This window comes from Amycolatopsis sp. NPDC052450, from assembly GCF_044547565.1.
Taxonomy (GTDB): Bacteria; Actinomycetota; Actinomycetes; order Mycobacteriales; family Pseudonocardiaceae; genus Amycolatopsis.
This window is the reverse complement of sequence record NZ_JBIUAQ010000002.1, coordinates 240,864-266,817: the sequence shown is the minus strand read 5'-3', so window position 1 is coordinate 266,817 and position 25,954 is coordinate 240,864. Positions and strand designations below refer to the sequence as shown.

The 25,954-nt window shown below is 69.4% G+C and carries 28 protein-coding genes; 14 read left to right on the top strand and 14 right to left on the bottom strand.

The window, feature by feature from the left end:
• Nucleotides 1-128 precede the first annotated feature (128 nt).
• From ACIHAO_RS06115 to ACIHAO_RS06100, 4 genes are all read right to left on the bottom strand, one after another.
• Nucleotides 129-1,346 carry a glycosyltransferase gene (locus ACIHAO_RS06115; protein ID WP_396555019.1) on the bottom strand — a complete coding sequence of 406 codons (1,218 nt, stop codon included), beginning with the start codon at nucleotides 1,344-1,346 and terminating at the stop codon, nucleotides 129-131.
• Nucleotides 1,347-1,482: 136 nt separating this feature from the next.
• Entirely contained in the window at nucleotides 1,483-2,148 is a 666-nt protein-coding gene (locus tag ACIHAO_RS06110) for a LuxR C-terminal-related transcriptional regulator (protein ID WP_396555018.1), read from the bottom strand.
• Nucleotides 2,149-2,331: 183 nt separating this feature from the next.
• On the bottom strand, nucleotides 2,332-2,979 hold the full coding sequence (locus ACIHAO_RS06105; RefSeq protein ID WP_396555017.1) for a TetR/AcrR family transcriptional regulator: 648 nt from the start codon (nucleotides 2,977-2,979) through the stop codon (nucleotides 2,332-2,334).
• A 53-nt stretch (nucleotides 2,980-3,032) separates the two neighbouring features.
• Nucleotides 3,033-5,273: an ATP-binding protein gene (locus ACIHAO_RS06100; RefSeq protein WP_396555016.1), complete on the bottom strand. Its 2,241-nt coding sequence runs from the start codon at nucleotides 5,271-5,273 to the stop codon at nucleotides 3,033-3,035.
• Between the two features lie 93 nt (nucleotides 5,274-5,366).
• Between ACIHAO_RS06100 and ACIHAO_RS06095 the strand changes: the two genes are divergently transcribed.
• Nucleotides 5,367-6,011 (top strand): LuxR C-terminal-related transcriptional regulator, encoded by a 645-nt coding sequence (locus tag ACIHAO_RS06095; RefSeq protein WP_396555015.1) that lies wholly within the window; start codon nucleotides 5,367-5,369, stop codon nucleotides 6,009-6,011.
• Nucleotides 6,012-6,020: 9 nt separating this feature from the next.
• On the opposite strand, the gene ACIHAO_RS06090 is transcribed toward ACIHAO_RS06095, so the two are convergent.
• Entirely contained in the window at nucleotides 6,021-6,590 is a 570-nt protein-coding gene (locus ACIHAO_RS06090) for a response regulator transcription factor (protein WP_396555390.1), read from the bottom strand.
• Nucleotides 6,591-7,042: 452 nt separating this feature from the next.
• Between ACIHAO_RS06090 and ACIHAO_RS06085 the strand changes: the two genes are divergently transcribed.
• The 6 genes from ACIHAO_RS06085 (at nucleotide 7,043) to ACIHAO_RS06060 (ending at nucleotide 13,536) form a co-directional block, all read left to right on the top strand.
• Nucleotides 7,043-7,570, top strand: coding sequence for a toxin-antitoxin system HicB family antitoxin (locus ACIHAO_RS06085; RefSeq protein WP_396555014.1), 528 nt, complete (start codon nucleotides 7,043-7,045; stop codon nucleotides 7,568-7,570).
• A 51-nt stretch (nucleotides 7,571-7,621) separates the two neighbouring features.
• Complete coding sequence (locus tag ACIHAO_RS06080) at nucleotides 7,622-8,467, top strand: DUF4097 family beta strand repeat-containing protein (RefSeq protein WP_396555013.1); 846 nt, start codon at nucleotides 7,622-7,624, stop codon at nucleotides 8,465-8,467.
• A 33-nt stretch (nucleotides 8,468-8,500) separates the two neighbouring features.
• Nucleotides 8,501-9,451 carry an ATP-binding cassette domain-containing protein gene (locus ACIHAO_RS06075; RefSeq protein ID WP_396555012.1) on the top strand — a complete coding sequence of 317 codons (951 nt, stop codon included), beginning with the start codon at nucleotides 8,501-8,503 and terminating at the stop codon, nucleotides 9,449-9,451.
• Nucleotides 9,448-10,236, top strand: a complete 789-nt coding sequence (locus ACIHAO_RS06070) for an ABC transporter permease (protein ID WP_396555011.1) — start codon at nucleotides 9,448-9,450, stop codon at nucleotides 10,234-10,236. The genes ACIHAO_RS06075 and ACIHAO_RS06070 overlap by 4 nt, the downstream gene beginning before the upstream one ends.
• 226 nt (nucleotides 10,237-10,462) lie before the next feature.
• Nucleotides 10,463-11,716, top strand: coding sequence for a DUF222 domain-containing protein (locus tag ACIHAO_RS06065; protein ID WP_396555010.1), 1,254 nt, complete (start codon nucleotides 10,463-10,465; stop codon nucleotides 11,714-11,716).
• Nucleotides 11,717-12,087: 371 nt separating this feature from the next.
• Nucleotides 12,088-13,536: an alpha/beta hydrolase gene (locus tag ACIHAO_RS06060; protein WP_396555009.1), complete on the top strand. Its 1,449-nt coding sequence runs from the start codon at nucleotides 12,088-12,090 to the stop codon at nucleotides 13,534-13,536.
• Here the strand turns inward: ACIHAO_RS06060 and ACIHAO_RS06055 are convergent.
• From ACIHAO_RS06055 to ACIHAO_RS06045, 3 genes are read right to left on the bottom strand one after another with little or no spacing between them, the layout of a single operon-like run.
• Nucleotides 13,491-14,990: an alpha/beta hydrolase gene (locus ACIHAO_RS06055; protein WP_396555008.1), complete on the bottom strand. Its 1,500-nt coding sequence runs from the start codon at nucleotides 14,988-14,990 to the stop codon at nucleotides 13,491-13,493. The genes ACIHAO_RS06060 and ACIHAO_RS06055 overlap by 46 nt on opposite strands.
• Nucleotides 14,987-15,706 (bottom strand): ABC transporter permease, encoded by a 720-nt coding sequence (locus ACIHAO_RS06050; protein ID WP_396555388.1) that lies wholly within the window; start codon nucleotides 15,704-15,706, stop codon nucleotides 14,987-14,989. Before ACIHAO_RS06050 ends, ACIHAO_RS06055 begins: the two co-directional genes overlap by 4 nt.
• Nucleotides 15,706-16,611 carry an ABC transporter ATP-binding protein gene (locus ACIHAO_RS06045; protein ID WP_396555007.1) on the bottom strand — a complete coding sequence of 302 codons (906 nt, stop codon included), beginning with the start codon at nucleotides 16,609-16,611 and terminating at the stop codon, nucleotides 15,706-15,708. Before ACIHAO_RS06045 ends, ACIHAO_RS06050 begins: the two co-directional genes overlap by 1 nt.
• 119 nt (nucleotides 16,612-16,730) lie before the next feature.
• Here ACIHAO_RS06045 and ACIHAO_RS06040 point away from each other — a divergent pair, with 119 nt between their 5' ends.
• Entirely contained in the window at nucleotides 16,731-17,834 is a 1,104-nt protein-coding gene (locus tag ACIHAO_RS06040) for a sensor histidine kinase (protein ID WP_396555386.1), read from the top strand.
• Nucleotides 17,831-18,433: a response regulator gene (locus ACIHAO_RS06035; protein ID WP_396555006.1), complete on the top strand. Its 603-nt coding sequence runs from the start codon at nucleotides 17,831-17,833 to the stop codon at nucleotides 18,431-18,433. The genes ACIHAO_RS06040 and ACIHAO_RS06035 overlap by 4 nt, the downstream gene beginning before the upstream one ends.
• Here the strand turns inward: ACIHAO_RS06035 and ACIHAO_RS06030 are convergent.
• Nucleotides 18,430-19,002 (bottom strand): helix-turn-helix domain-containing protein, encoded by a 573-nt coding sequence (locus ACIHAO_RS06030; RefSeq protein WP_396555384.1) that lies wholly within the window; start codon nucleotides 19,000-19,002, stop codon nucleotides 18,430-18,432. The two genes, ACIHAO_RS06035 and ACIHAO_RS06030, sit on opposite strands and share 4 nt — an antisense overlap.
• Nucleotides 19,003-19,069: 67 nt before the next feature.
• On the opposite strand from ACIHAO_RS06030, the gene ACIHAO_RS06025 reads away from it, so the two are divergent.
• The 4 genes from ACIHAO_RS06025 to ACIHAO_RS06010 all read left to right on the top strand — a co-directional run bounded on the left by ACIHAO_RS06025 (nucleotide 19,070) and on the right by ACIHAO_RS06010 (nucleotide 21,650).
• Entirely contained in the window at nucleotides 19,070-19,663 is a 594-nt protein-coding gene (locus tag ACIHAO_RS06025; RefSeq protein ID WP_396555005.1) for a methyltransferase domain-containing protein, read from the top strand.
• Nucleotides 19,660-20,124 (top strand): DinB family protein, encoded by a 465-nt coding sequence (locus tag ACIHAO_RS06020; RefSeq protein ID WP_396555004.1) that lies wholly within the window; start codon nucleotides 19,660-19,662, stop codon nucleotides 20,122-20,124. The genes ACIHAO_RS06025 and ACIHAO_RS06020 overlap by 4 nt, the downstream gene beginning before the upstream one ends.
• 13 nt (nucleotides 20,125-20,137) lie before the next feature.
• Nucleotides 20,138-21,109: an alpha/beta fold hydrolase gene (locus ACIHAO_RS06015; RefSeq protein ID WP_396555003.1), complete on the top strand. Its 972-nt coding sequence runs from the start codon at nucleotides 20,138-20,140 to the stop codon at nucleotides 21,107-21,109.
• Nucleotides 21,110-21,170: 61 nt separating this feature from the next.
• Entirely contained in the window at nucleotides 21,171-21,650 is a 480-nt protein-coding gene (locus ACIHAO_RS06010) for a DinB family protein (protein ID WP_396555002.1), read from the top strand.
• A 50-nt stretch (nucleotides 21,651-21,700) separates the two neighbouring features.
• Here the strand turns inward: ACIHAO_RS06010 and ACIHAO_RS06005 are convergent, their stop codons facing one another.
• From ACIHAO_RS06005 to ACIHAO_RS05995, 3 genes are all read right to left on the bottom strand, one after another.
• The gene (locus tag ACIHAO_RS06005) at nucleotides 21,701-22,861 is read right to left on the bottom strand and encodes a S1 family peptidase (RefSeq protein WP_396555001.1); all 1,161 of its coding nucleotides are present in this window, start codon (nucleotides 22,859-22,861) and stop codon (nucleotides 21,701-21,703) included.
• 220 nt (nucleotides 22,862-23,081) lie between these two features.
• Nucleotides 23,082-23,786 carry a TioE family transcriptional regulator gene (locus tag ACIHAO_RS06000; RefSeq protein ID WP_396555000.1) on the bottom strand — a complete coding sequence of 235 codons (705 nt, stop codon included), beginning with the start codon at nucleotides 23,784-23,786 and terminating at the stop codon, nucleotides 23,082-23,084.
• A gap of 21 nt (nucleotides 23,787-23,807) precedes the next feature.
• A complete protein-coding gene (locus ACIHAO_RS05995; protein ID WP_396554999.1) occupies nucleotides 23,808-24,284 on the bottom strand; it encodes a DUF6194 family protein in 477 nt (158 codons plus the stop codon).
• A gap of 80 nt (nucleotides 24,285-24,364) precedes the next feature.
• Here ACIHAO_RS05995 and ACIHAO_RS05990 point away from each other — a divergent pair, with 80 nt between their 5' ends.
• The gene (locus tag ACIHAO_RS05990) at nucleotides 24,365-25,081 is read left to right on the top strand and encodes a MerR family transcriptional regulator (RefSeq protein ID WP_396554998.1); all 717 of its coding nucleotides are present in this window, start codon (nucleotides 24,365-24,367) and stop codon (nucleotides 25,079-25,081) included.
• Between the two features lie 149 nt (nucleotides 25,082-25,230).
• Here the strand turns inward: ACIHAO_RS05990 and ACIHAO_RS05985 are convergent, their stop codons facing one another.
• Together ACIHAO_RS05985 and ACIHAO_RS05980 are read right to left on the bottom strand one after the other, a co-directional pair.
• Complete coding sequence (locus ACIHAO_RS05985) at nucleotides 25,231-25,590, bottom strand: peroxiredoxin (protein ID WP_396554997.1); 360 nt, start codon at nucleotides 25,588-25,590, stop codon at nucleotides 25,231-25,233.
• Nucleotides 25,591-25,627: 37 nt separating this feature from the next.
• Nucleotides 25,628-25,882, bottom strand: a complete 255-nt coding sequence (locus ACIHAO_RS05980) for a hypothetical protein (protein ID WP_396554996.1) — start codon at nucleotides 25,880-25,882, stop codon at nucleotides 25,628-25,630.
• Between the last annotated feature and the right edge of the window lie 72 nt (nucleotides 25,883-25,954).

Sequence of the window (25,954 nt, the reverse complement as noted above, 5' to 3'; positions counted from 1 at the left end):
GCGCGGGGGGTGGTGGCGCCCCCCCCCACCCCCCCCCCCCCCCCCCCCCCCGCGCCCCCCCCCCCCCCCCCCCCCCCCCCACGCCACCTCGTCCTTACCTCAAGAGAACCGTCCTCAAGCCTGGGCGGCTACGCGTTGACGGTGTCGAAGAGCAGTTTCGCGGCCACCGTCGCCCCGTCGGTCCGGATGGTGTCGGCCACGGCCTTCGCCCGCGCGCCGGTCCCGGGGGACAGGACCGCCGCGAGCGCGGCCGACAGTGACTCGACCGTCGGCGCCGGATCCTGGTGCGCCACACCGATTCCCAGTTCCGCCACCCGCTCGGCCCAGTACGGCTGGTCCGCGATCCGGGGGACGACCACCTGGGGCGTGCCGGACAGTGCGGCCGTCGTCGTGGTGCCAGCGCCACCGTGGTGCACGACGGCGGCGGCCCGGCGGAAGAGCGCCTGCTGATTGACCTCTCCGACGACGAAACAGTCGTCGGCGTCGTCGATCGAGGCCAATCCGGCCCAGCCGCGGCCGAGCAGGATCCGTCGTCCCAGCGCCCGGGCCGACTCGATGGCCACCCGGGCGATGTCCTTCGGGGCGTACGCTGCCATGCTGCCGAAACCCACGTACACCGGCGGCTCACCGGATTCGAGGAACTCCGCCAGATCGTCCGGGAGCGGACGGTCGTCGGGCCGGATCCACGCTCCCGTCGGGACGAGATCGAGTTCCGTCATGCCCTCCGACGGGCACAGGGTCGCGTCCGCGGCCAGCCACGGCGTGCCGGTGAAGACGTGGTCGCGGACGTTGTCCACCGGCGGCAGCCCGAGCGCTGCCCGGTGACTGTTGAGCGCCCCGCCGTACAACGCGTTCACCCGTTGGGCGTCCTGCTGCCACAGCACCCGGTTGTCCGTCTCACCTTCCGGGGACGGCGTGCCCGGCCGGATCCCCGGGGCGAACTGCCGCGACGGCAGCCCGAAGATGTGGAAACACGCGTATACGTAAGGGATCCCGAATTTCTCGGCCACGTCCCTCGCGCCGGCGGGCAGCAACCCGGTCGCCAGGATGACGTCACAGCCTTCCTCCGCCGCCGCGGAGAGCGTCTCGAACCGGGCGGCGACCAGCGCCGGAGCGAGCTTCAGCGCGTCCTCCCCGGTCGGCGGTGTCGGTCCGGCGACCACCGAGTGCACCGTCGGGCCGAGCGGCACCAACGGCACGCCCGCCCGCTTCAGCAACGTCACGAACTCCTCGTCCGGAGGCGCGCACACCCGCGCCTCCGCGCCGAGTTCCCGCAACGCCACCGCGAGTCCCACCAAGGGTTCGACATCCCCGCGTGACCCCCACGTCGTCAGCAAAACACGCACTTCGTGACTCCCCAATTTTCGGTTTCCGGCCTTCGGCGCGCAATTCTGCGGGATGACCATGGCCTTGCCGCAAGCCCCCATGTCCGCTATAAATTGAAGGGGGCGGGGAAAATGCGTCTACTTTGGACGAATTCCTTCAGATGGAGCCGGTACGCAACGCGAAGGCGACGGCGTGCGTGCGGTTGTGCAGGCCGTAGCGCGACATCACCCGGTGGAGGACGTTCTTCACCGTGCTCTCCGAATAGGCGAGTTTGATCGCGATCTCTTCCGTGCCATGGCCATCCGCCAGCAGGCGGAGCACTTCACGTTCGCGGCCGGACAATCCGGACAACGCGAGACCGTTGGGGATCAGCAGGTCTTCCTGTATCCGGTCGAGCTGGGAGAGCAGGCTGCCCTGCAAACGCGGCGGCAGGGCGCCGGCGCCCTGGCTGACCGCGAGAATCGTCCGCACCAGATGCTCGCCGTCGAGATCGCGCCGCGGCAGCAGGGCGGCCATGCCGCATTCGATCGCCGTCATCAGGACCTGGACCGGGAAATGATCGGTGACGATCACGCATCTCGGTGGCGCCGGGAGTGACGACGCGGCGCGAACCTGGCGCAGGAAAGTGAAGACCCCGTCGCCGATCGAATCCCCGACCGTCACGATCACTTCGGCCGGTCCGAGGTCGGTTTCGGCGAGTACGTCCAGCCGTTCGTCGGCGCCGAGGATGCTCGTCGTGCCCAGCCCGGCCAGTAGGTCCGGTGCGTGCACGGCGACTTTGACGCGATCGGTTCTCCTGCTGAGCTTCTCCCCGTGAATCATGATCGAAGTCCCCATTCGAAGCGCCCGGAAACCCAGCGTGAATAGCTCTTGCTTTACTTAGAAGCTATAACCTTGCAACGTTGCATGTCAACCGCCGAGGGAGGGCGGCAACGTCACAGGACAAGACGCCCGGGAGGCGGGAAAGGTTCAGTGCGCACGCGATCGGACTCGGGCGAAGGCCGGTCACCGGGTCGTGAGGTCGTCCAGTTCGTCCGCGATCAACAGGCCGGGATCGAATTTCATACCGGTGAAATGGCCGGCGAGTTCGAGCGAGAGCACGCCGTGCAGGCGGGTCCAGAAGGCGAGCGCTCGATGCAGGGTCGCGGACGGGGCCGGATCGTCGCCCGCCCAGTCGCGGTGACCGTCCAGATGCTCGTCGAACGGGGTTTCCGGCTTGTCGACGGTGATCGCGCGGGACGCTTCGAGCAGCACGGTCATGACTTCTTGCGAAATGGCGGTGGTGTCGTCGGGTGCGTGGTAGCCGGGCACGGGCGTGCCGTAGATGAGGAAGTAGCGCTGCGGGTCGCTCCTGGCCCAGTCCCGGATGGTGACGGCGAGCCCGGCCAGGTCGGCGCCGGCGTCGAACGCCGCCCGGACGGTGTCGGCCAGGCTTCGGTAGGCGTCGCGGATCAGCGCGGTGATGAGGTCGTCGCGGCCGGCGAAGTACCGGTACAGGGCGGGGCCGCTCATCCCCACCTGTTTGGCGATCGCGTTGAGCGACAGCGCGGGCACCCCGGCGGCGGCGATCTGCTCCCACGCGTGCTGCTTGATCTCCGCGCGCACCTGGTCGCGGTAGCGCTCCCGCGGGCTCTGCCCGTCCGCGTCCGTCATCGGCCCTCCCGCTCCGTCGGCCCGCAGTTTAGTCGGCGCTTCTCCGCGAGTGGTCACTCGGGCAGCAGCGCCAGTTCGGCCAAAGCCTGCTCCCGCCGGGCGGTGAACGAGGGCTCGGGAGACAGCTCGACGGCCAGGGTGAGGCACTCCTTGGCCTCCTCGAAAGCACCCGCTTCCCGCCAGGCCCGCCCTTCGCGGAACGCGCAGATCGCCTCCATCGCGTCGAAACCGCCTTCCCACGAGAGCCACCGGCTGGTGCGGTAGTAGCCCGCCGCTTCCCGCCATTCGGCGAGATCCCCGAGCACGTCACCGATGGCGCGCAGGGACAACGCCTTCAACATCCGGCGGAGGCCGGGATAGGTGTCGGCCGCCAGCCGTTCGGCGTCGGCGAGCACGCCACGGTGGACGGCGAGTGCTTCGGCGTGCTTCCCCGCCGCGAGCAACGCGTACCCGTACACGTTCCGTGCCGAGCTTTGCCCGTCCCAGAACGGTAATTCGTCCGCCAGCTCGTAGCCGCGTTTCGCGAATTCGAACGCTTCGGCGTCCTCTCCGACGTATCGCAGCACCTGGCCGAGGTAGATCGACGCCCAGGTCTGCTCGGTGCGGTCGCCGATCCGGACGGCGATGTCCAGCGCGCGTCGGTGCGCCTCGACGGCCCCTTCGGCGTCGTCGAGGCAGACACTGCACGCCCAGCCGACGAAGTTGAGCAGTTTCGCCTCGTCCCCGGCGTTGCCGAGCGCGCTCGCCGCGGCCGCGCCGAGGGAGAAGATCTCCCACCACGGACGCTGGGAGCTGCGCCCGTCGGAGTACCAGTGCAGCGCGATGGCGAGGTCGCCGACCTCCCGGTGCCAGCCCTTCCGTGCCGCCACCCGGTGCGCGGCGATCCAGTTCCCGGCCTCGATGTCCAGCCAGCGCGCGCTTTCGTCCCGTGAACCGAACCGGCCGGTTTCCGGCGCCCGCGGGTAGAACAGCCTGGCCGCCTCGGCGGCCTTGCCGAGCAGATGGGCGAGCACGATGTCCCGCGCGGCAGGGTCTTCCTCCGCCTCGCACCGTTCCTCGGCGAACAGGCGGATCAGGTCGTGGAACTGGTGCCGTTCCGGATCCGCCGTGGCCTGCAGGAGGCTGGCGTCGACGAGTTCGTCGAGCTGATCGCGGACGTCGGCGGGGGCCGCGCCGGACACGACGCCCGCGAGTTCGAGGCCGAAGTCGGCGCCCGGCACGGTCGCCAGCCGCCGGAACAGCCGCCGCGCCCCGGCCGAGACCGCGCGATAGGACAGGTCGAACGCCGAGCGCAGTTGCAGGTCGCCCGCCGCGAGCGCGCGCAGCCGGGTGCCTTCGTCACGCAACCGGTCGGCCAGGTGGGCCAGTGACCACTGCGGCCGGGTCGCGAGCCGGTTGCCCGCGATCCGGACGGCGAGCGGAAGGAAGCCGCACAGTTCGACGAGTTCCCGCGCCGCCGACGGCTCCGCCCGGACCCGGTCGGCACCGATGATCCTGGCGAGCAGACCGGTCGCGCCGCCGTCCGAAAGCGGTTCGAGCCCCAGCCACCGGGCGCCTTCGAGCCCGGCGAGCGTGCGGCGGCAGGTGATCAGGGTGAGGGAGCCCGGACCGGCGACCAGCAGCGGCCGGATCTGCGCCTCGTCGGCGGCGTTGTCGAGCAGCAGCAGGACTTTCCGGCCTTCGAGCAGCATCCGCAGCAACGCCGACCGGTCGTCTTCGGAGGCGGGTACCTGTCCCGGCGCGACGTCCAGCGCGCGCAACAGCCGGTCGAGCGCGGCACGGGCGCTCAGCGGTTCCTCGTCCATCCCGCGCAGGTCCATCGCGAAGACCCCGTCCGGGTACTCCGCGCGCCAGAGATCCGCCGCGGTCACCGCGAGCGCGGTCTTCCCGACCCCGGCCTGTCCGACGATCGCGACCACGCCACCACCCTCGGCGGCCTTCGCGGACAGCTGTGCCAGTTCGCTTTCGCGGCCGGACAGATCCGGCGGCGGCGTGGGGAGCGCGCAGGTCGCCGCGACCTGGGCGGCCAGCGCCGGGTTCCGGCGGCGTCCCTGTTTGGCGACGGTCAGGAAGAACTCCCGGTCACCGCCGGTGAGGCCGAGCGCGTCGGCCAGCACCTCGGCGGAGCGCCGCTGGGCGGCTCGCGCGCGGCCGCGTTCCAGCTCGCGCAGGGCACGGACGCTGATCCCGGAGGCCTCGGCGAGCCGCCCCTGTGTCCAGCCCGCGGCCCGCCGGTGTTCGAGCAGCAGCTTGCCGAACACCGACCGCGTCTCGCTCGCCTCCACCGGTTCCACCGCGGTCCATTCAACCGGCAGGCTTCCGCCGTCGAAAAGCTGCCCCCTGCTTCCGCTTGTCCCGGCTTCGCCGCGGCCGGTTACCTGGAACCCATGTCGACGATCATGACGACGCCCGTCCGCCCGGTCGCCCAGACCGAAGAGCGCCGGGAGATCCTGGTCGCCGTGCACGCCGACGACCCGCTCGTCCGGGCGGGCCTGCGCAGCGCGCTCGGCGACGGTCCCGGCATCACGTTGCGGGACGACCCGGCGCAGGCCGACGTCCTCGTCGCGGTCGCGGGGGACGAGCCGCGCCGGATCCCCGCCGGATCCACCCGGCTGGTGCTGGTGGCCGATCAGCCCAATCAGGCCGAACTGTGGGCCGCGGTGGAACGCGGGCTCGCCGTCGTCGTCGCGCGCTCCGAGGCGACGCCGGGACGGCTGCTGCGCGCGGTCGCCGACGCCCACGCCGGCCGGGGTGATCTGCCCGCCGATCAGCTCGGCAGCCTGCTGCGGGGGATTTCACGGCTGCACAAGGAAGTTCTCCAGCCGCGTGAGCTCACCCTCAGTGGCCTTTCGCCGCGCGAGACCGAAGTGCTCCGGCTGCTGGCGGACGGGTTCGACACCGGTGAGATCGCCCGGCGGGTGGCCTACTCCGACCGCACGGTGAAGAACATCCTGCACGGCCTCCTCAGCCGGTTCGGGTTGCGCAACCGCACCCACGTCGTGGCGTACGCGCTCCGGGAAGGCCTCATCTGACGAACGGCTTCAGATCACCCCTTCGCGGATCGCGTACGCCACCGCGTGCGACCGGTTCCGCAGGCGCAGCCGGTCGGTGACCGCGTAGATGACGTTCTTCACCGTTCGTTCCGAATAGGACAGTTCGGTGGCGATCTCCTGGGTGTCGAATCCGTCGGCCATCAGCCGGAGGACTTCGATCTCCCGCGACGAGAGCGCCGATCCGGTGGGCCCGCTCGGTGCGAGCAGCTCCCGGTGGAGCCGCTCGGCGTGTTCGGTCAGCCTGCCGAGCAGAGCCGACGGCGGGCTCACGCTGCCCGACGCGGCGACACGGACGCTGTCGGCCACCCGGGAATCGGTCATCGCCGACCTCGGCAGGATGGCGACCACCCGGCACGCCACCGCGGCCGCGAGCCCGCCTTCCTCGATCAGGTCGGTCACCAGCACGATCGGCTTGCCGAGTTCGGCGGCGACCGCGCGCAACGCGGTGACCGCGTCGGCCGAAAGCCGCTCGAAGGCCGCGACGACGACATCGGTCTCGCCCCGTGCCCGGCCTTCGACCACCGCCACGGACGCGCGGGTGTCGAGGAGGTCGACCATCCCGGCCTTCGTGATGGGGTCCAGGGCGCAGACGCTCACCCGAACTGCTCGCATGTGTCCCTCTTCCGCCGCGGACGGCCGCTGTCCACTGTGGATCTTCGATTTGTCAAGGGCCGCCGGTGCAGAAAGCGTTGCCCGCCTGAGCGAGCGCACCTCTTGTACGGTGGAAACCGGGTGGCGGCCCGCCTCGGTGACCCCCACACCTGATGGTGGGTCGCTCCCTTTTCCCGCGCGGCTCGCGGCGATTCTCGCCCGCGGTGCAGGCCCCGGCAACGCAATCGGCCGCGTCCTGCTTCCCGCGCCAGCCGAGAATGGCCGAATGGGCATCCCCTCGCCGTGAACCTGACCGGCGACCCCAGAATTATCCCTCCGACCTGCGTAAACGCCACTTTGGCACAAGATGGCACCACTTGGCACTTGCGATGGCGCCACCATGGTGCCATGATGGCATCATGGATTTGACGCCCTTTGTGGACACCGTTCGCCGGGAGCTCGCCGTCGCCGCCGAGGCGGGGGGAGCGGAGGCGAGCGCGCTCGCCGAACGCCTGACCGCACCGCTCGCGTCGGCCATCCGGCTGGCGCTGCTGGACGCGTTGTCCGCGGCGTCGGACGAGATCACCCGTGACCTCGCGCCCGGTTCGGTCGAAGTGCGGCTGCGCGCCGGGGAAGCCAGCTTCGCCGTCACGCTTCCCGCGGCCGAACAGGACGGACCGGTCGCGGCCGCGACACCGGAACCCCCGGCGCCCCCGCAGCCGCCGCTGCCGGACGAGGAAGGGGCCACCGCCCGGATCAACTTCCGGCTTCCGGAGCACCTCAAGGCACGCGTCGAGGAAGCCGCCGCCGCACAAGGCCGTTCGGTCAACGCGTGGCTCGTGCGGGCGGCGTCCGCCGCGCTCCAGCCGTCGGAACGGGCCACCCCGCCCGCTCAGGTGAGCGGCGGTCACCGGAGCACACAGCGTTACACGGGCTGGGTCAGCTAGACCCCGCTCACCAGCACGAACACCGATCACACCACCTCTGAGGGGACAACCATGCCTTCTTTCGCCACTCCGGAACCCATTCTCGCGGACCTCGAGCCGGTCGTCGGCAACGTCCGCATCGTCGCCGGCGACCGCACCGAAACGGTCGTCGAAGTCGCCCCGCTCGACGAGAACAACGCCTCCGACGTCGACGCCGCGAAGCGGACCGTCGTCGAATTCTCCGGCGGCACCCTGACGGTCCGCGCGCCGAAGATGCGCCTGCTCGACTTCAGCAACCGGACGAGGTCGATCGACGTCACCATCGAACTGCCCGCCGGTTCCCGGGTGCAGGGGAGCACCGGCCTCGGCGACCTGACCGCGACCGGGCGGCTCGGTGCCTGCCGCTACAAATCCGGGACCGGGCACATCCAGCTCGACCACACGGGCGAGCTGAAACTGCACTCCGCGTCCGGGAACATCGTCGTCGAGCACGCCGAGGGCAACGCCGACATCAGCACGAGCTCCGGCCGCGTGCACGTCGGCGGGATCGAGGGCACCGCGGTGGTCAAGAACTCCAACGGGTCCACCACGATCGGCGCCGCCGGTGACTCGATCCGCCTCCGTTCGGCCAACGGCGACATCACCGTGGAAAGGGCCGAAAGCGGCGTCGAAGCCAAGACCGCCAACGGTTCGGTCCGCGTGCTCGATGCCGCCAGGGGGACGCTCACGCTCGGAACGTCGTTGGGGGACATCGAGATCGGCATCCGCGAGGGCAGCGCGGCCTGGCTCGACGTGAACACCACCTTCGGCCGGGTCCTCAGCGACATGACCGCCGCCACCGCGCCCGGCGACGCGACCGACAAGGTCGAGATCCACGCCGGCACCGCCGTCGGCGACATCATCGTGCACCGCTCCTGACCCAACGGGTCCTTACACTTCAGGGGAATCCACATGAGACACCCGGCCATCTCCGCCACCGGACTGCGCAAGTCCTACGGCGACAAGGTCGTCCTGGACGGCATCGACCTGCACGTCCCGACCGGCACCGTCTTCTCCTTGCTCGGCCCCAACGGCGCCGGCAAGACCACCACCGTCAATATCCTGTCCACTTTGGTCGGTCCGGACGGCGGCGCCGCGACCATCGCCGGAGCCGATCTGGCCACCGATCCGGACGGAGTCCGTTCCGTCATCGGCCTCACCGGCCAGTTCTCCGCGGTCGATAAACTGCTCACCGGCGAGGAAAACCTGTTCCTCATGGCGGACTTGCACCATCTGCCCCGCCGCGAGGGACGCAAACGGGCCGCCGAACTCCTGGAACGGTTCGAGCTGACCGACGCCGCGAAGAAGACGCCGTCCACCTTCTCGGGTGGCATGCGCCGGAAACTCGATCTGGCGATGACGTTGATCGGTGACCCCAAGGTCATCTTCCTCGACGAGCCGACCACCGGCCTCGACCCGCGCAGCCGCCGCACCATGTGGCAGATCATCCGGGACCTCGTCGACGGCGGCGTCACGATCTTCCTCACCACGCAATACCTCGAGGAGGCCGACCAGCTCGCCGACCGCGTCGCCGTGCTCGACGGCGGCCGGATCGTCGCACTGGGCACCCCCGACGAACTGAAGCGCCGCGTGCCCGGCGGGCACATGCAGCTGAAGTTCCCCGAAGCCGGCTCGCTGCGCGACGCGACCCGCGTACTTCAAGTGTCCACTTCGGACGAAGAAGCCCTGGTGCTCCGCGTGCCGACCGACGGCACCGTCACCGCCCTTCGCGCCGTGCTGGACCGGCTCGACGCCGAAGCGGTCTCCGTCGACAGCCTCACCGTGCACACCCCCGACCTCGACGACGTGTTCCTCAGCCTCACCGGTCACCGGACCGAAGCGACCAAGGAGTTGGCCCGATGACCGCCCTGTCCCTGTCGATGCGTGACTCGGCGACCATGCTGCGCCGCAACATCCGGCATATGCAACGCTATCCGTCGCTCACCATCATGCTGATCGGCCAGCCGATCGTGTTCCTGCTGCTGTTCGTCTACGTCTTCGGCGGCACACTCGGGAACGGCCTCGGCGGCGGAGGCGGCAGGGCCGAATACGTCGGCTACGTCACGCCCGCCATCCTGCTCGTCACCGTGTGCAGCGCCGCCCTCGGCACCGCCATCTCGGTGGCGACGGACATGACCGAGGGCATCATCGCCCGATTCCGCACGATGGCGATCAGCAAGGCGTCGGTACTGACCGGACACGTCGTCGGCGCACTCATCCAGACGGCGATCGCCCTCGCCGTGGTCTTCGGTGTCACCCTGCTCATCGGCTTCTCGCCGACCGCGGGTGTCGGCGAATGGTTCGCAGCCGTCGGCATGCTGTTGTTGCTGACCGTCGCGCTCACCTGGCTGTCGGTCGCGCTCGGCCTGGCGGCCAAGAGCGTGGAGACGGCCAGCAACACGCCCCTGATCTTCATGCTGCTTCCCTTCCTCGGCAGCGGTTTCGTGCCCACCGACTCCATGCCCGCCTGGCTGCGCTGGTTCGCCGACTACCAGCCGTTCACGCCGGTCATCGAGACCATCCGCGGCCTGCTGCTCGGCACCCCGATCGGCAGCAGCGGCTGGCTCGCGGTCGGGTGGTGCGTGCTGCTCGCGGTCGTCGGGTACGTGTGGTCGAAGTCCTTGTTCGCGAAGGAACGCGACCGCTGAGGTCGACTGGGGGTCGCCCCGGGCCGGAACTTCGATGTTCCGGTCCGGGGCGTTTGTCTTTGGTTTTTAGTGGTCGGTCATTAGTGGGCTGCGTGACGGTATTTGCGCTCATCGCGCAGTGCGGGCTCGTTTCTCGGCGCCATCACCCTTCAGTGGTAAATAAGTTCGTTCGCTGTTGCTTAAAATTACGAACGCTTGTTCGATTGTTTTGCGGTATTCTTGTGGTGTGTCCGAGACTGTTCTTCCCGAGTTGCCGCAGGAGTTGTGGCGCGCCGGCAAGCTGGAGCTTGCCCATGGCGTGCAGCGGTCGTTGCAGGTGATCAGGATGGCCACCGCCGGACTGGGGCAATACTTGGCGGAGATCGAGTCTCGTGGCGTCAAAGACTTGTACGGCTATGGCCGCACGGCCAACTGGTTCGCCGATATAGCGGGGTTATCGGTTGGTGAGGCGGGTGCGGTGGTGAACCGGGCCATCGCTCTGAACCCCACACGCGCTCTGGACGGCACCGAGGTTCCGCCTGTCGCGCCCGCCACCGCCGCTGTCGCCGCCGAAGGACTGGTCGGGAATGAGCGGATCGATCAGATCTTGGAGTTCTTGAAGAAGCTCCCCGCCGATACCTCGGTTGAGGATCGGGCGAGTGCGGAGAAGATCCTCGCCACCCTCGCCCGCGATGCCGGTCCTCGCCAGCTCGCCGACGCCGAGGCGAACCTGCTCGCCTGGCTCGACCCCGACGGCAACGAACCAAAGGAGCCTGAGCCCAAGGAGCCGCGCCGGGAGATCACCCTGGAGCGCCGGAAAGACGGGTTCTGGAAGCTGACCGGTCTGCTCGATGACGAGACGGGTGCCCGTACTGCGACGGCTTTGGAGGCGTATGCGCAACCGCGTCCGGTGGATGAGTTCGGGCAAGCCGATCTGCGGATGAAGTGCGAACGCATGGGTGATGCGTGGGTAGACATCCTGGATCTGGCGATCGCCTGCCCGGATCAGCCCGGCACCAGCGGCTACCGGACCCTCGTGAACGTCACCATCGGGCTCGACGAACTCAAATCCGGCCTCGGCACAGCGTGCTTGGATTTCGTTGGAACGATGACCGCGCGGGAAGCCCGCCTTGCTGCCTGCGATTGCCTGATGTTGCCGGTCGTGATGAGCGCCGCCGGAGAACCTCTCGACGTGGGGCGGCTGCGACGCTTCGTCACGCCAGGTCAGCGGCGTGCGTTGAACATTCGTGACGGCGGCTGCGCCTTCCCCGGCTGTCACAGGCGGCCCAAGAACTGCCACGCTCACCACATTCATCACTGGGCAGACGGAGGCCTTACGGATCTCCGGAATCTGGTGCTGCTGTGCGGTTTCCATCACCGGCTGATCCACCACGGCGACTGGGAAGTCCGGATGGCCGCTGATGGGTTACCGGAGTTCATCCCGCCCCAATACCGAGATCCGCTCCGAAAACCCCGCCGCAACACCCTCCACGACGTCTGACCCCGAGGAGCCCGCCAGCCACACCGGCGACGGGCCCCTCGTCATGCCCAGCGAACGACCCTGGGCTAAGGAAGCGTGTTCGGGCGGCCCCCTCGCGTAGGCACCTACTCGTGATCAGCGGCGCCCTCATCTCACGACAGAACGCTTGCGAGCGCCACGCTGGAGATGGCGAGCCCCACCTTTGCCCGCTCGAAGTACATGAAGGATCCCTTCCTTGCGCCTAGGTACAGGAAGGAGTCCTTCACGGAACGACGACGCCCCCAAAGAACCCCCCAGCGGGCTAGACGCGTCCGACTCCGGACGGACGCCCGCATACGGCTCCCGCTCCTAGCCTGAACCCACGATTTCCGCTCATCAGCAAGGAGCCCGGGTTGCCCAGGAAAACAGCCATCGTGGCGGCCCTCGTACTGGCCGCCGCCCTGACACCGGCGACACCCGCCACCGCGTCGACGCCGTCGATCACCTGGCACGGCTGCACGACCGGCCCCGGCGACAGCCTCGGCGCCGCTCTGGACAAGGCCGGTGCGCAATGCGGCGACGTCGGTGTGCCGGTCGACCACCGGCGTCCGCGGGGCCGCGAGATCACCGTCGCGCTGGCACGGATCAAGGCCACGGATCCCGCGCGCCGCCGCGGCGCGGTGTTGCTCAATCCGGGCGGGCCGGGTGGTCCGGCGATGGAGTTGGTGCTGGCCGGGTCGTCGATGCCGGAGATCGCGGCGGAGTACGACCTCGTCGGCATGGATCCCCGGTTCGTCGGGCGTAGTTCGCCGCTGCGGTGCGCTTGGAACACCGATACGTTCACGCGTTCGGCCGGGCCGGACGTCAGGTCGTTCGGCGAGAGTGTCGCTTTCGCGAAAGAGTTGGCGCGCGGCTGTGCCGGCAATGATCACGAGCTTCTGCGGGCCGCCTCCACCCGTAACACCGCCCGGGACATGGACGTCGTGCGTGCCGCGCTCGGTGAGCGGAAGATCTCCTACATCGGCGCCTCCTATGGGACCTACCTCGGCGCGGTGTACCTCCAGATGTTCGGCGCGAGGGCCGACCGGTTCGTGCTCGATTCGGCGGTCGATCCCGGCGTTTTCGGGCCGGGCCTGCTCCGCCCGACCGCGCCGGCGCTCGACGCGGCGTTGAGGAACTGGGCGAGGTCCGCCGCGGGGCAAGGACTGGGCGAGCAGACCGTGCGGGACGTCGCCCGAGCGGCCGAGCGGCGCCCGTTCAAGGTCGGCAAGTACACAGTGGACGGTCATCTGGTGCCGTATCTGTTCTTCGCGAACCTTTATGACGACCGGCCCGCGTCGCAGGCCGAGTTCGCCACCACCGTGCGGACACTCCGCGATGCGGCGGCGGGGCTTCCCGTCACGCCTTCGGCGGCGTTGAACGCGCTCCTCGACGGTCTGACGACCGGATCGGGCGCCGCCACCGACCGGGCCGGGACGCCGGTCGTCTGCGCGGATCGCGCGGCTTCCCGCGACCCGGCGACGTACTACCGGGACATCCAGGCGCATCGGTCCGCCGAGCCGCTGTTCGGCCCGCTGGCCCGCAACATCACGCCCTGCGCGTTCTGGCCCGTGGCCCCAGTCGAACCCGCCACCCGGATCCACAACGGCTCACCGGCCTTGCTCCTCGGCTCGACCGGTGACCCCGCGACGCCCTACGCGGGGCAGCTCGCCATGCGCGGGGCGCTCGCCGGATCGCGCCTGGTGACGGTGGAAGGCGCGTACCGCCACTCGGTCTTTCTGAAAGGTGACGCGTGCGTCGACACGGCCGTGCGGGACTACTTGCTGGGCGGAGCGCTCCCCGCGGACCGGACCTGCCCCTGACTCCCGCAGGCGAGATCGTGCCGCGGCCGCGCGCCGGAGACCAGGAAATCCGTCGCGAGGTCGTTGGCGCACTCGTTGTCCTTGAACAGGTACGCCAGATGCCCACCCTGGTCGACGGTGACCATCCTGGCACGGTCACCGAAGGCCTCACGCAGTTTCCGTGCCCCCGCCGGCGGCGTGGCCGGGTCGCGGAGGTTCTGCACGATCAGCACGTTCGACGGGCCGCGGCCGGTGATCTTCACCGGCGGTTCGACCGGTTCGGACGGCCAGAACGCGCACGGCGTGATGTTCGCGGCCGCCGCGCCGAACAGCGGATGGCGGAACCGGTCGATCGCGACGTTGCGCTGGTACGCCTTGACGTCCTCCGGCCAGTCGGAGTCGTTGCAGATCACGTGCAGCTGGCTCGCGAGGTAGTTGTCCGACGGCCAAGGCACGCCGGTGGACGACTGCCCGGAGGTGGCGGGCAGAACGGGTTTCCCGGTGTCGAGCGCGCGCCAGGTCTCGGCCAGATGCGGCAAGCTCGTGTCGTAGTAGAGATAGGCGAAAGTGACGTGGCGGAACACCTGGCCGTTGTAACCGTCCGGGCTAGGTGTCCTGTCCAGCCGCGCGGCGAGTTCGAAGTACTTCGCCGTCACTTGCGCCGGCGTCCGGCCCAGGCCGTATTCGGGCTTCGAGGCGGCGAACTTCGCGAAGTCGGGGAAGCGGTCTTCGACACCCTGCCCGAACATTCGCGAGAAGGAGGCGTCCCAGCCGCCGGGGCCGGTCGCGCTGTCGATCAGGAACCGGTCGCTGCGCTCCGGGAACAACGAGGTGTACACCGAGCCGAGGTAGGTGCCGTACGAGATGCCGAAGTAGTTCACCTTCCGCTCGCCGAGCGCCTCGCGGACGCGGTCCAGGTCTCGCGCGGTGTTGGCGGTGGTCATGTACGGCAGGAGCGGCGCGGTGGCCGAGGAACCGCATTTCGCGGCGACGGCGGCGACTCGCTGGGCCTCGGTCGTCACGTCGGCCGAGTCGCGCGCGTACCTCGGGATGTTGGTCGGCTGCTCCGCGGTCGACAACCCGCAGGTCACCGGTGTGCTGTTGTGGACGCCTCGCGGGTCCATCCCGATCACGTCGTAGGTGTCCAGCACCTCCTGCGGGATGTTCAGCTTCTTGAGCGTGGCCGGATAGGCCAGGCCTTCACCGCCGGGGCCGCCGGTGTTGGTCAGCAGCACGCCGCGGCGCTTTTCCGGCTTGGTGCTCGCCAGGCGCGAGATCGCGATCTCGATGGTCTTCCCACCGGGGTCGCGGTAGTCCAGCGGAACATCGAGGGTGCCGCACTCCAGTCCGAGTCCCGACGCCTCTTCCGGGCAGGGTCCCCACTTCGGCGGGGGAGCCGCGGACGCGACGGCGGGGGTCGCCGCGGTCACCAAGGCGGCCGCGAGAACGGGAAGCAGGACTTTGCGCACGGTCATCGGCGGGGCTCCCAGCGGAAGAGTTTGGATGCCAGGACGACGGCGACGACGACCCAGGCCAGTGTCGGGGCGAGCAGGAGCAGCGAATCGGTGACCGCGACGCCGCCGTTCCAGGCGTTGACGGCGAGTTCGGTGGCCGAACCCCCGGGCAGCAGCCGCTTGAGCAGGGGCAGCTCGTCGGTGCCGGAGATGCCGACCCAGGACGCCACACCGAGGACGCCGAGACTGACCGGCAGGGTGGTGACCTGGGCGTGCTCGGGGGAGTTGGTCAGGCCCGCGGTGGCCAGGCCGAGGCCGATCATCATGGCGACGGTGGCGAGCACCGCCACGACCAGCAGGGCTATGTTCGCGGGCTTTCCGGTGACCACGCCCAGCACGGTCATGATCACGGCCACCTGCACGAGTGCGATGACGGTGACCGGCAGCACCAGCCCGGCCAGGATGGAGCCGTCACCGGCCGCGGTGGAGCGCAACCGTTTGAGGAACAGGTTCTGCCGTCGAGAGGCCAGCGTGGTCACCGAGCTGGCATAGAGACCGAAAGCGCAGACGGTGAACATCACGATCGCCGCGATGTAACCGAGACTGCCGATCTTGGCGAAGATCTCGTGCTGGTGGATGAAGAACGCGGAGACGGCGACGGGCATCACGAAGCTGGTGATCAGGACAGAGCGATTCCGGAAGATCTGGATCAGCTCGCCACGGGCTATCGAAAGCATCATTTGAGTCCTTTGTGGAGGTTCGGCTGGTCGTTGTCGATGGCGCGGAACACGTCGTCGAGCCGGGTCGGGCCGGCTTCGAGGTCCCGCAGCTCGATCGCGTGGTCCCGCGCCCACCGCAACAGGACGTGCAGGTCCTTCTGCAGGCCGTGGGTCTCGATGACGAACTTCCCGCCGGTGTCACGCCTGCCTTCCAGGGGCAGCGCCGGGGCCGAGGGCGGCAGCGAGAACCGGATCACGGCGGGCAGCGTCCGCGTCAGTTCGGAGACCGTGCCCTCCTGGTGGAAGGTCCCGCGGTGCATCAGCCCGATGCGGTCCGCGCGCTGCTGGGCCTCCTCCAAATAATGCGTGGTGAGCACGATCGTCGAACCGTCTTCGCGCAGTTTGTCGACGGCGTCCCACAGCGCGTCCCGCGACTGGATGTCCAAACCGGTCGTCGGCTCGTCCAGGAACACCAGCCGCGGCGAGCCGTACACCGCGGTCGCGAAGTCGAGCCGCCGCTTCTCGCCACCGGAAAGCTGCGAAACTTTCGTGTCGGCCTTGCGGATCAGGTCCACGATGCCGAGTACCCGTTCGAGCCGGTCCGTGCGCCGGGTGAGCGTTCCGATCAGGCGGATCGACTCCTTGACCGTCAGATCCGGGGAGAAACCGCTCTCCTGCAACATGATCCCCATCTCGGGGCGGACGGCGGCGCGGTCACGCGGGCTCTTGCCCAGCACCCGGACCGTGCCGGAGGTCGGTGTCCGGTGTCCTTCCAGGGTTTCGAGGGTCGAGGTCTTGCCTGCCCCGTTCGTGCCCAGCAGCGCATAGAATTCGCCGCGCCGGACCTGGAAGGACAGGTCCTTCACGGCGTGGAAGTCGCCGTATTTCAGGTTCAGCCGCTCGACGTCGATCACTGGTGTCATACCCAGATCTCACCCGCTGAGGCCCGGCAGGGGCAGTGCTGTCACGTCATCACCGACCCATGACGTGGTGTCACTGGTGCCCGCCGTCGCGGAGGGCCGATACTGGTCCCATGTCTGATGTGGACACCGAGCCGGCGCAGGGAAAACTGCGCAGGCTCAACCTCACCATGTTCTTCCCGCTGCTCACCGTCGGCGGGGTGGTCGTGGTGGCGTCGGACGCGCGGACCTGGTGGCAGGCGGTCGTCCTCGGCTTGGGCGTGCTGGCGGCCATGGTCGCCTTCGTGCGGTGGGCGGCGGGCGAGGTCCTGCGGGTCGCGATCCCGTGCCTGATCGTCACGGCGGCCGTGTGGCCGTTCTCGGTGCTGGTGGCGGGCGGCAGTTCGGCGTTCTTCGGCGTCTTCCTTGTGGGCTCGCTCGTCGTCCCCCAGCTTCCCCGCCGTCGGGTCGCGGCGGGTGCCGCGCTCATCGGGTACATCGCGGGGGTGGGCGCGATGCGGCTCCTGGTCTCCCACGAGGACGTCCTCGGTGAGCTGACCAGCTTCGTCTTCGTCCCGGCCGCGATCACCGCCGTCGTGCTCGGCCTCATGTTCCCCAACAAGCGGTTCTACGACGTCGTCAAGGAACTCGAGGAGTCGCGCGAGCGGGAGGCGGAATTGGCCGTGATCCGCGAACGTGTCCGGTTCGCCGGCGACCTGCACGACATCCAGGGGCACACGCTGCACGTGGTGAAGCTGAAGACCGCGCTGGCCAGGAAGCTGGTGGACATCGACGCCGAACGGGCCAAACAGGAACTGGGGGAGATCCACGCGCTCGTGGCCGACACGATCACCCAGACGAAGGAACTCGCCTATGCCCAGCGACGGCTCAACCTGTCCGCCGAACTGGAGAACGCGAGGAACCTTTTCGAGGCCGCGGGGATCCGTGTGCGCGTCAACCGGGAGGCGGACGTCGATCCGGAGGCCGGCAGGCTGCTCGGCCAGGTGCTGCGGGAGACCACGACCAATATCCTCCGCCACGCGCAGGCGACCCGAGTGCGGATCACCCTGTCGGAATGGAGCATCGATATCGTCAACGACGGCGCCCAGCGAGGGCCGCTGCCCGAACTCCGGGGGCTGGCCGCGCTCCGGCAACGCGTCGCCGCGGACGGCGGCGAACTGACGGTGGAACAGGAAGACGGGCGGTTCGTGACGGCCGCGTCCTTCCCGGCCCGGGAGGAATCATGACCACGGTGGTGCTCGCCGACGACGAAGCCCTGCTGCGCAAGGCGATGGCCGCGCTGCTCCCGCTCGAAGGCGAGATCACCGTCCTGGCCGAAGCGGAAAACGGCGAGCAGGCCGTCGAGGCGACCCTGCGGCACGAGCCCGACGTCCTCGTCATCGACCTCGAAATGCCCGGCGTGGACGGCCTCGGCGCGGTCGCGGAGATCCGCCGCACCCGGCCGGACCAGGTCATTCTCATGCTGACCCGGCACGCGAAACCCGGTGTGCTCCGCAAAGCACTCAAACTCGGGGTGCAGGGCTTCGTCAGCAAGGCGGCTGAACCGTCGCACATCACCTTCGTCATCGCCGCCCTGCACCAGGGCAAACGCTGGATCGACCCGGACGTCTCCGCGCTCGCCGTCGTCGACGACTGCCCGCTCACCGAGCGGGAACTGGAGGTGCTGCGGGTGACCGGCGAAGGTTATTCCGTCGCCGAGATCGCCGCTCGGCTCCACCTCGCGCAGGGCACGGTGCGGAACTACCTCTCGAACGCCATGCAGAAGACCCAGACGCAGACCCGGCACCAGGCCGCCAGGTACGCCCGGGAGCACGACTGGCTCTAGCGCGGCCGGACGTGGGCGCGCTCGCCCTGCGGTCCGAACAGGACGAGGGTTTCGACGGCGTGACCGTCGGCCGAGCCGAGCCAATGCGGCAGCGCGGTGTCGAACTCGGCGGCCTCGCCGGGCGGCAGCACCAGGTCACGGTCGCCGACCACCAGCCGCAACCGTCCATTGAGGACATACACCCATTCGTAGCCGCCGTGCGTCTTCGGGCTGGGTTCCGCCGGTTCGTCGCGGCTGGGGATGAGCATTTTGAACGCCTGCACCCCGCCGGCGCGCCGGGTGAGCGGCAGGAACGTCATGCCATGGCGGTGGATCGGCTGCAAATGGATGCGCGGATCACCGGTACGGGGCGCGCCGACGAGGTCGTCGAGCGGCACGCCGTGCACGCGGGCCAGCGGGAGCAGGAGTTCCAGCGTGGGCCGTCGTCCGCCGCTTTCCAACCGTGACAACGTACTTTCCGAGATCCCGGTCGCCACCGACAGTCCGGCCAGGGTCAGGCCACGGTGTTTGCGCAGGGCGCGCAACCGGGGGCCCACCGAGTCCAGTACCTCGTCCGTCTCGTCCGCCATGCCGTCGATCTTGCCAGGTCGGCAAGTTTTCGTGCCGATCCGGACGCGCTGAGGCGAAGGTGTGGTCATGAACGCGACGGAATTCTGGGACGAACTCCACGAACGGCGTGCCGCCGGAACGCCGAAGGTGAACGCGAGGCTGGCCGAGATCGCCGGGCCGCTGACCGCGGGCACCGCGCTCGACCTGGGCTGCGGAGGCGGGGGCGACGCGTTGTGGCTGGCCGCCCGAGGCTGGCGGGTGACCGCGGCCGACATCTCCGAGGCGGCCGTGCGCGCGCTCCGGGAACGTGGTGGGCCGATCAAGGCGCTCCGCGTCGATCTCGCCGAAGACTTCCCCGACGGCACTTTCGACCTGGTGTCCGCGCAGTACTTCCACACCCCTTTCGCCCTCGATCGCGCCCGCGTCCTGCGCACCGCCGCGGGCGCGGTGAATCCCGGCGGGCGGCTGGTCGTCGTCGATCACGGCTCCGCTGCGCCCTGGTCGTGGGACCAGGACGGCGAGTACCCCACGCCGGATGCCGTGGCGGCCGAACTGGATCTCGACCCGGCGGAATGGTCGATCGACCGCGCGGAGGCGACAGAACGCCTGGCCACCGGCCCGGAAGGGCGGACCGCGACCGTCATCGACCACGTCCTCGTCCTCCGGAGGGCCGGGCGGTGAGCCGCGAACGTGACGCCGGGCCGCCTTCGACGGGTCCTGGCGAGAAGGACGTGCTCGCCGGGTTCCTCGACTACCTGCGTTCCGCGGTCGCGGCGAAGGCCGAAGGAGTACCGGAAGAGCAAGCACGCACTCCCGGCGTGCAGTCGGGGACGAACCTGCTTGGCCTGGTCAACCACCTGACCCAGGTGGAACGGCATTGGCTGCTCGGCCACCGCGTCGCCGATTGGAAGGCGACCTTCCATCCGGGCCCGGACGACACGACGGCGTCGATTCTCGCCGCCTACCGGGAAACCATCGCCGAGGCGAACGCCGAAATCGCGTCATGGGACGACCTCGCCGCGGCGGGACCCCGCCGGGGATCGCGGCGCTGGACGCTGACCCATCTGATCGAGGAAACCGCACGGCACGCGGGACACGCCGACATCCTGCGCGAACTGATCGACGGCGCCACCGGGCGCTGAAACGGAGACTTCCATGCTTCACCGAGCCGCCGCGTTCGTCGTGGCCCTCGTCCTGTCGACCGCGTGTGGTTCGCCCTCGGCCGCCGCTCCGCCCTACGAGAACATCACCCGCGGCGACGCCGCTTTCGCGCGGCAGTTCCGCCACGAGTTCGCCGACGTCGACGGGGTGAAGATGCACTACGTCACCGGCGGCAAGGGAGCCCCGCTCGTCCTGCTGCACGGCTGGCCGCAGACCTGGTACGGCTGGCACCGCGTCATGCCCGCGCTGGCCGAGCACTTCACGGTGTACGCCCTCGACCTGCCCGGTCTCGGCGACAGCGCCGGCGCGCCGCCCGGTTACGACAAGGCCACCTTGGCCCGCTACGTCCACGGTCTCGTCGCCGGACGGCTGGGCCTGCGCGACGCCCGGATCGCCGGCCACGACCTCGGCGCCGCGGTGGCGTTCCAGTACGCCGCGCAGTTCCCCGGCGACCTCACCAGACTCGCGTATCTCGACCTGCCGTTGCCGGGGCCCGCGCTCGACGCGACGGCCTACCGGAACCTGAGCTGGCACATCGCCTTCCACACGCAGAAGACGGTTCCCGAAGCCGTCGTCGGCGACGACGTCCGCGAGTACCTGTCCCTGTTCTATCCCCAGGTCGCCTACTCGGGGACCGCGTTCGGCGGTCCTGGGGCGCCGTCGCCCTTCAACGACGCCGAGATCGACGAGTACGCCCGCACCTACACGCGGCCGGAGGTCCTGCACGGCGGCTTCGAGCTCTACCGCACGCTCGGCCAGGACGCGGCCGCGAACACCGTCGCGAAACCCATCACCACGCCCACCCTGCTGATGACCGCGGAAGGACTGCTCGAACCGCAGAAGGCCACTTTGGCGCCCCGTGTCACGAACCTGGCCCGCGCGGTCGACGTGCCGCGGGCGGGACATTGGCTCGCCGAGGAGAATCCGGAGTTCGTGAGTGCCGAACTGGTCAAGTTCCTGAAGTAGCGCAACTCGGTTGCCCATGATCGAAGACTTTTGCGATGCTTCGCCCGTGTCCTCTTCACCGATGCCTTCGTTGGACGTCCTCAACCATCCCTTCCGTGAACAGTTCGAGGTGTTCCTCGACGAGCATCGCCGGGTGCTCGACGACTGCCTGGAGGGGTTGACCGAGGAGCAGGCTCGCCGGTCGCTCGTTCCCTCCCGCACGACCCTGCTCGGTCTGGTGAAGCACGCGACCTTCGTGGAGAAGGTGTGGTTCGACGAAGCCGTCACCTGCCGGCCGCGAGCCGAGATCGGCCTCCCCGCCACCCCTGACGAATCGTTCGTCCTCGACGAGGAGGACACGATCGCCACCGTGCGGCAGGCGTATCGCGAGGCCTGCGAGGCGTCGCGCAAGGCGGCCGCGGCCCTCGAACTGGACGATCTGCTCCATGGGAACCGGCGTGGTCCGCTTCCGCTGCGGTGGGTGTACCTGCACCTGCTGCGTGAGCTCGCCCAGCACGGCGGCCACGCGGACATCCTGCGGGAGCAGATCCTGAACGCGTGACAAAGCCCGATGGCGGGGAGCAGGCGCTCCCCGCCACCGGGCGTTCTTCGTCAGGAACGGGTCAGCGTGACCCCGTACTTGTTCGCCGCGTCCACGACGGGCTGGTAGTAGGAGTACGAACCGGTGGCGTTGGAGCCCTGGTTCCAGCCGCAGTCGTGCCCGTCGGCGGGGCCGCCGGAGGTCATGCCCTGCGCGGTGTTGCCCGCGATGTAGGCGCCGCCGCTGTCACCGCCCTCGGTGCAGACGGTCGACTTCGCCAGCCCGGAGGTGGCGACGCTTTCGCCGCTGTAGCGGACGGTCTGGTTGTAGGCGGTGATCTTGCCGCAGGTCCAGCCGGTGGTGTTGCCCGCCTTGCACAGCGTGGTGCCGACCGGCGCCTTCGAGCTGCCGGTGATCCGCACCGTGGTGCCCTTGCGGGTGTCCACGTAGCCGCGGCCGGTGTCTTCGGCGTCGATGTCCATCAGGCCCATGTCGGCCGACGGGAACTGGGTGGCGACGCCCCGTCCGATGTGGACGCCGTTGCGGTTCAGGATGTCCGGGTTGCCTTCGACGCAGTGCCCGGCGGTGAGCAGCACGTTGTTGCCGTTGCTGGTGGTGCCGGGGAAGCCGAGCGAGCAGTTGGTGCCGGGGTCGAGGTCCATGATCTGGCCGGGGATGACGTCGGCCTGCGTGGTGTTGCCGTTGGCGACACCGGTCTGGACCGCCACGCCGGGCAGTGCCGTGAGGCGGCGGACGAGGGCGCTGTCGGCACCCGGCTGCACGGTGACGACGACCTTGTCGGCCGCGAGTTCCGGACCCCACGCCTGCACCTGGCCGATGTCCTTGCCGATCACCTTGCCGACGGTGGCGGACAGGGCGTTCAGCGCGTTCTCGCCACGGGCGCCGGTGCGCGGGGTCAGCCCGGCAGAGCGGAGCACGTCGGCGGAGCCGGCGTCGGCGGCGTTCACCACGAGGGCGCCGGCGTCGTCGAAGTACGCGCCGTCGGTGTGGAGACCGCGTGTTCTGACGCTCTCGAGCGAGGCGATCAGGTTCTTCTCGTGGTCCAGCTTCTGCGCGGCCTGAAGCGGGCTGACGCGCAGCTGGGCGGCGAGGGTCTCCAGCATCGTCTGGTCGTAGGCCGTGACCGGCGCGGCGGTCGCCGGGACGGCGAAAGCGCCGATTCCGGCGCAGACGCTCAGGAGGGTGAGCATGACGGGTCCGCGAATTCGCATGCGAATTTCCTTCGATAAGGAGGGAACGACGAACCGCCGGGATATGTTCTAAATGGCAGGGACCGGGCGGTTCATCTCGATGTCACGCACAGTACGAGCGCCCGTCTTCCTCGCCGTAGCGCCGAAAGTAGGTTCCGTGATCACGCTCCTACTTTCGTAGGCGTAAAGGCGTGAACCGCCGCGAATTCAATTGCGCGGAAGTGTCATTGTCCGAAAAGTGTCAGCCGTCGAGGTAGGTGTTGAGCGCGGCGGCGCCGGAGAGCAGGGCCCGGCCCCTCGCCGAGAGCCGCGAGTGCCAGTCGCTCAGTGTCGACTCGAGCGGCACGACACCTCCGGCCGAGCGGACCTGGTCGAGCAGCGGAGCTATCCGCTCCAGGAGGTAGCCGCCCCGCCGGAGCTGACGGGTCAGCTTGGCGTCGCGCACGTCGGCCGCGCTGTAGACGCGATAGCCGGTCCGCGGGTCGCGTTCAGGCCGGAGAAGGCCCGCACGCTCCCATTCGCGCAGCGTGGCGGGCCGGACGCCGAGCTTCCTGGCCAGCGGGCCGACGAACATCTCGCCCCGCTCCTGCGGTACGGGTTCGAGATCGCGGAGAGCGTCCGCGACGGCCTGGAGGGTGCGGCGATCCTCTAGCAGCTGTGCGTGACTCTCGTCGACGAGCCGGAGAGCCTCTTCGACCGCGTCCCGGTTGACCGCCTCCATGATCGACGCCGCCGTCGCGTGACCGTGCCCGGGCACGAGGGCCAAGAACGCCCGCAGGGCCTGGGCGTGCCGGGGCGTGTAGGTGCGATAGCCGTGCGGACCGCGTTCGGCGGCGGGAAGGATGCCGTCGGCCTCGTAATTGCGGACGGCCTGCGTGGACAGGCCGTGCTCACGTGCCAGGTCGACCGGCCTGAGCCGCTCGCGGGTTTGAATGTTTCGGCCCACCGCCCCACGATATTCGGTCCGCTAACCGCGCGAGGAATCCGCGCGCCGTTCGTACCGCGCGCGGGCCAGCCGGTAGGCCGTGCCGAGCAGTTCGCGGATGACCGCTTCGGTCTTCGACGCCGGGTTCACCACCGCCAGCCAGCCCGCGGCCCCGTAGACGGGGTGGGCGATCACGGTGTCTTCGACGGCGGGGTCGATGTCGGTTTCGACCGCGTCGCGGGGAGCGCGGCCGAGCTGGCGGGTGAAGTCCTCCTTGCCCGCGTGGATGTTCACGCGGAACGCGCCCGGCCGGTCCAGTCGCGAGGCCTCGTCGCCGGGGTAGTTCTTGGTCACGACCGTCGCGAAGGGCTGGACGTTCGTCGGGACGACGCCGTCGGGGGAGTAGTAGAAGAACGCGTCGCCCCAGCTGAGCTCCGGCCACTCGTCGCCCGGTCCCGGCGTGAGAGTCAGGACGCCGTCGAGGTCCGAAACGTAGCCGATGATGTCGTCGATGTTCATGTGCTCAAGCGTCGCATTAAAGTGTTTATGGAGGGTTCGGGTACGTTCTCGACGGAGTGAAGGTGTCAAGTCTCAAATCGATGCGCACAGCGGAGATCGCCCGCCTGGCGGGTTACTCCGTGCAGCAGGTGCGCAATCTCGAACGTGACGGCGTGCTCCCGGCGGCGACGCGGACGGCCTCGGGCTACCGGAGCTACGAGGAGATCCATCTCCGGTCCGCGCTGGCCTATCGCGCGCTCGCCGCCGGTGTGGGGCCGGTCGAGGCGAAGAAGATCGTCCGCGCTCTGCATCGGGATCCGCTCCCCGACGTGCTCGCGCTCCTCGACGCCGCCCACGCCGGGCTCGACGCCGAACGCGCGGACCTCAAGGAAGCCAGGGAAGTCGTCCGGCTGATCTCCCGCGAACCGATCGCAGACGTCCGCGGCTCGGACTCGATGAGCGTCTCCGAACTGGCGTCGGCGCTCGGCGTGCGTCCTTCGACGCTGCGTCACTGGGACGCGGAACGGCTCGTCGTCCCCGGCCGCGACGAGCGGCGGACGCGGCGGTACACGCCGTCCCAGGTGCGGGACGCGCGGATCGTGCAGCAGCTGCGGCTGGCCGGGTACCGCGTCGCACCTCTTCGGGCCCTGATGCCGGAGCTGCGGCGATCCCGGCGGCTGGAGGACGTCGCGGCCGCGCTCTCCGTCCGGGACGCCGGGATCACGGCCCGCTCGCGGGCGCTTTTCGACGGCACCGCCGAGCTTTCCCGTGTGGTGGCGGCACTTTCCGAGAGGAAAGTGCCCGATCAGCCCGACTGACCCGGTGTCGCGAGGGGTCGTGAGTGGCGATTCGGGTTCTGGTGAGGCCCTCTCTCAGGTGCCTACTGCGGGACCTGCGGCGCTTCTTGCGTGCTGCCTGAAGTACATGAAGGACCCCTTCCTGTACCTAGGCGCAAGGAAGGGGTCCTTCATGTACTGGGAACGGTGTGAAGGTCGAGTTTCTCCGGCTGAGCCGAGGGAAGGAGCCCTTCACGGACCTGCGATCCGACCCGCTCGACCTGCCTGGTCAGGTGGTGGGCGTCCGTTCCCGCAGGGCCGCGAGCGCCTTGTCGGCGTGGACGTCGAACTTCACCGCGGTGCGCACCGACCGCGGTGAATTCCGCGGCCAGGTCGCGGAAGTGGCAGCTCTCGGCGGTGCAGCCCCCGGTCATCGCGGCGGGGTAGAAGAACAGGACGACCGGGCCGACGGTCAGGAAGTCCGACAGTGTGCGGTCCCGGCCGGTGTCGTCGGGCAGGGTGAAGTCCGGGGCGAGGTCTCCTTGGTCCATGTCCGGTATTCGGAGCCTCGGGCACGCCGGATCGGTGTCAGCGGGTGCAGCGCCAGAAGACCGTCGCGTCGTAGGGCGAGATGACCAGCTTGAAGTACTCCTCGCAGTCGGTGAACCCGGCCCGTTCCGCCTGGGTCCTGGCGTCGTGGCGCGCGTAGAACAGCGCGAGGCCGAAGTCGCTCGACCCGCGGCCGACGAATTCCCTGGTCTCCAGCGGACTCGCGGAAGCAGGGGTGGCGATCGCGCCCATGACGGCGGCCGCGCCGAGCAGTCCGAGCAAGGTTCTCCTCATACCGACCACGCTAGGGCCGGAACGGTGCGCGATTCGCCCACTGGATGGAGGTTCCTGCTGCCGCCGTCCGTC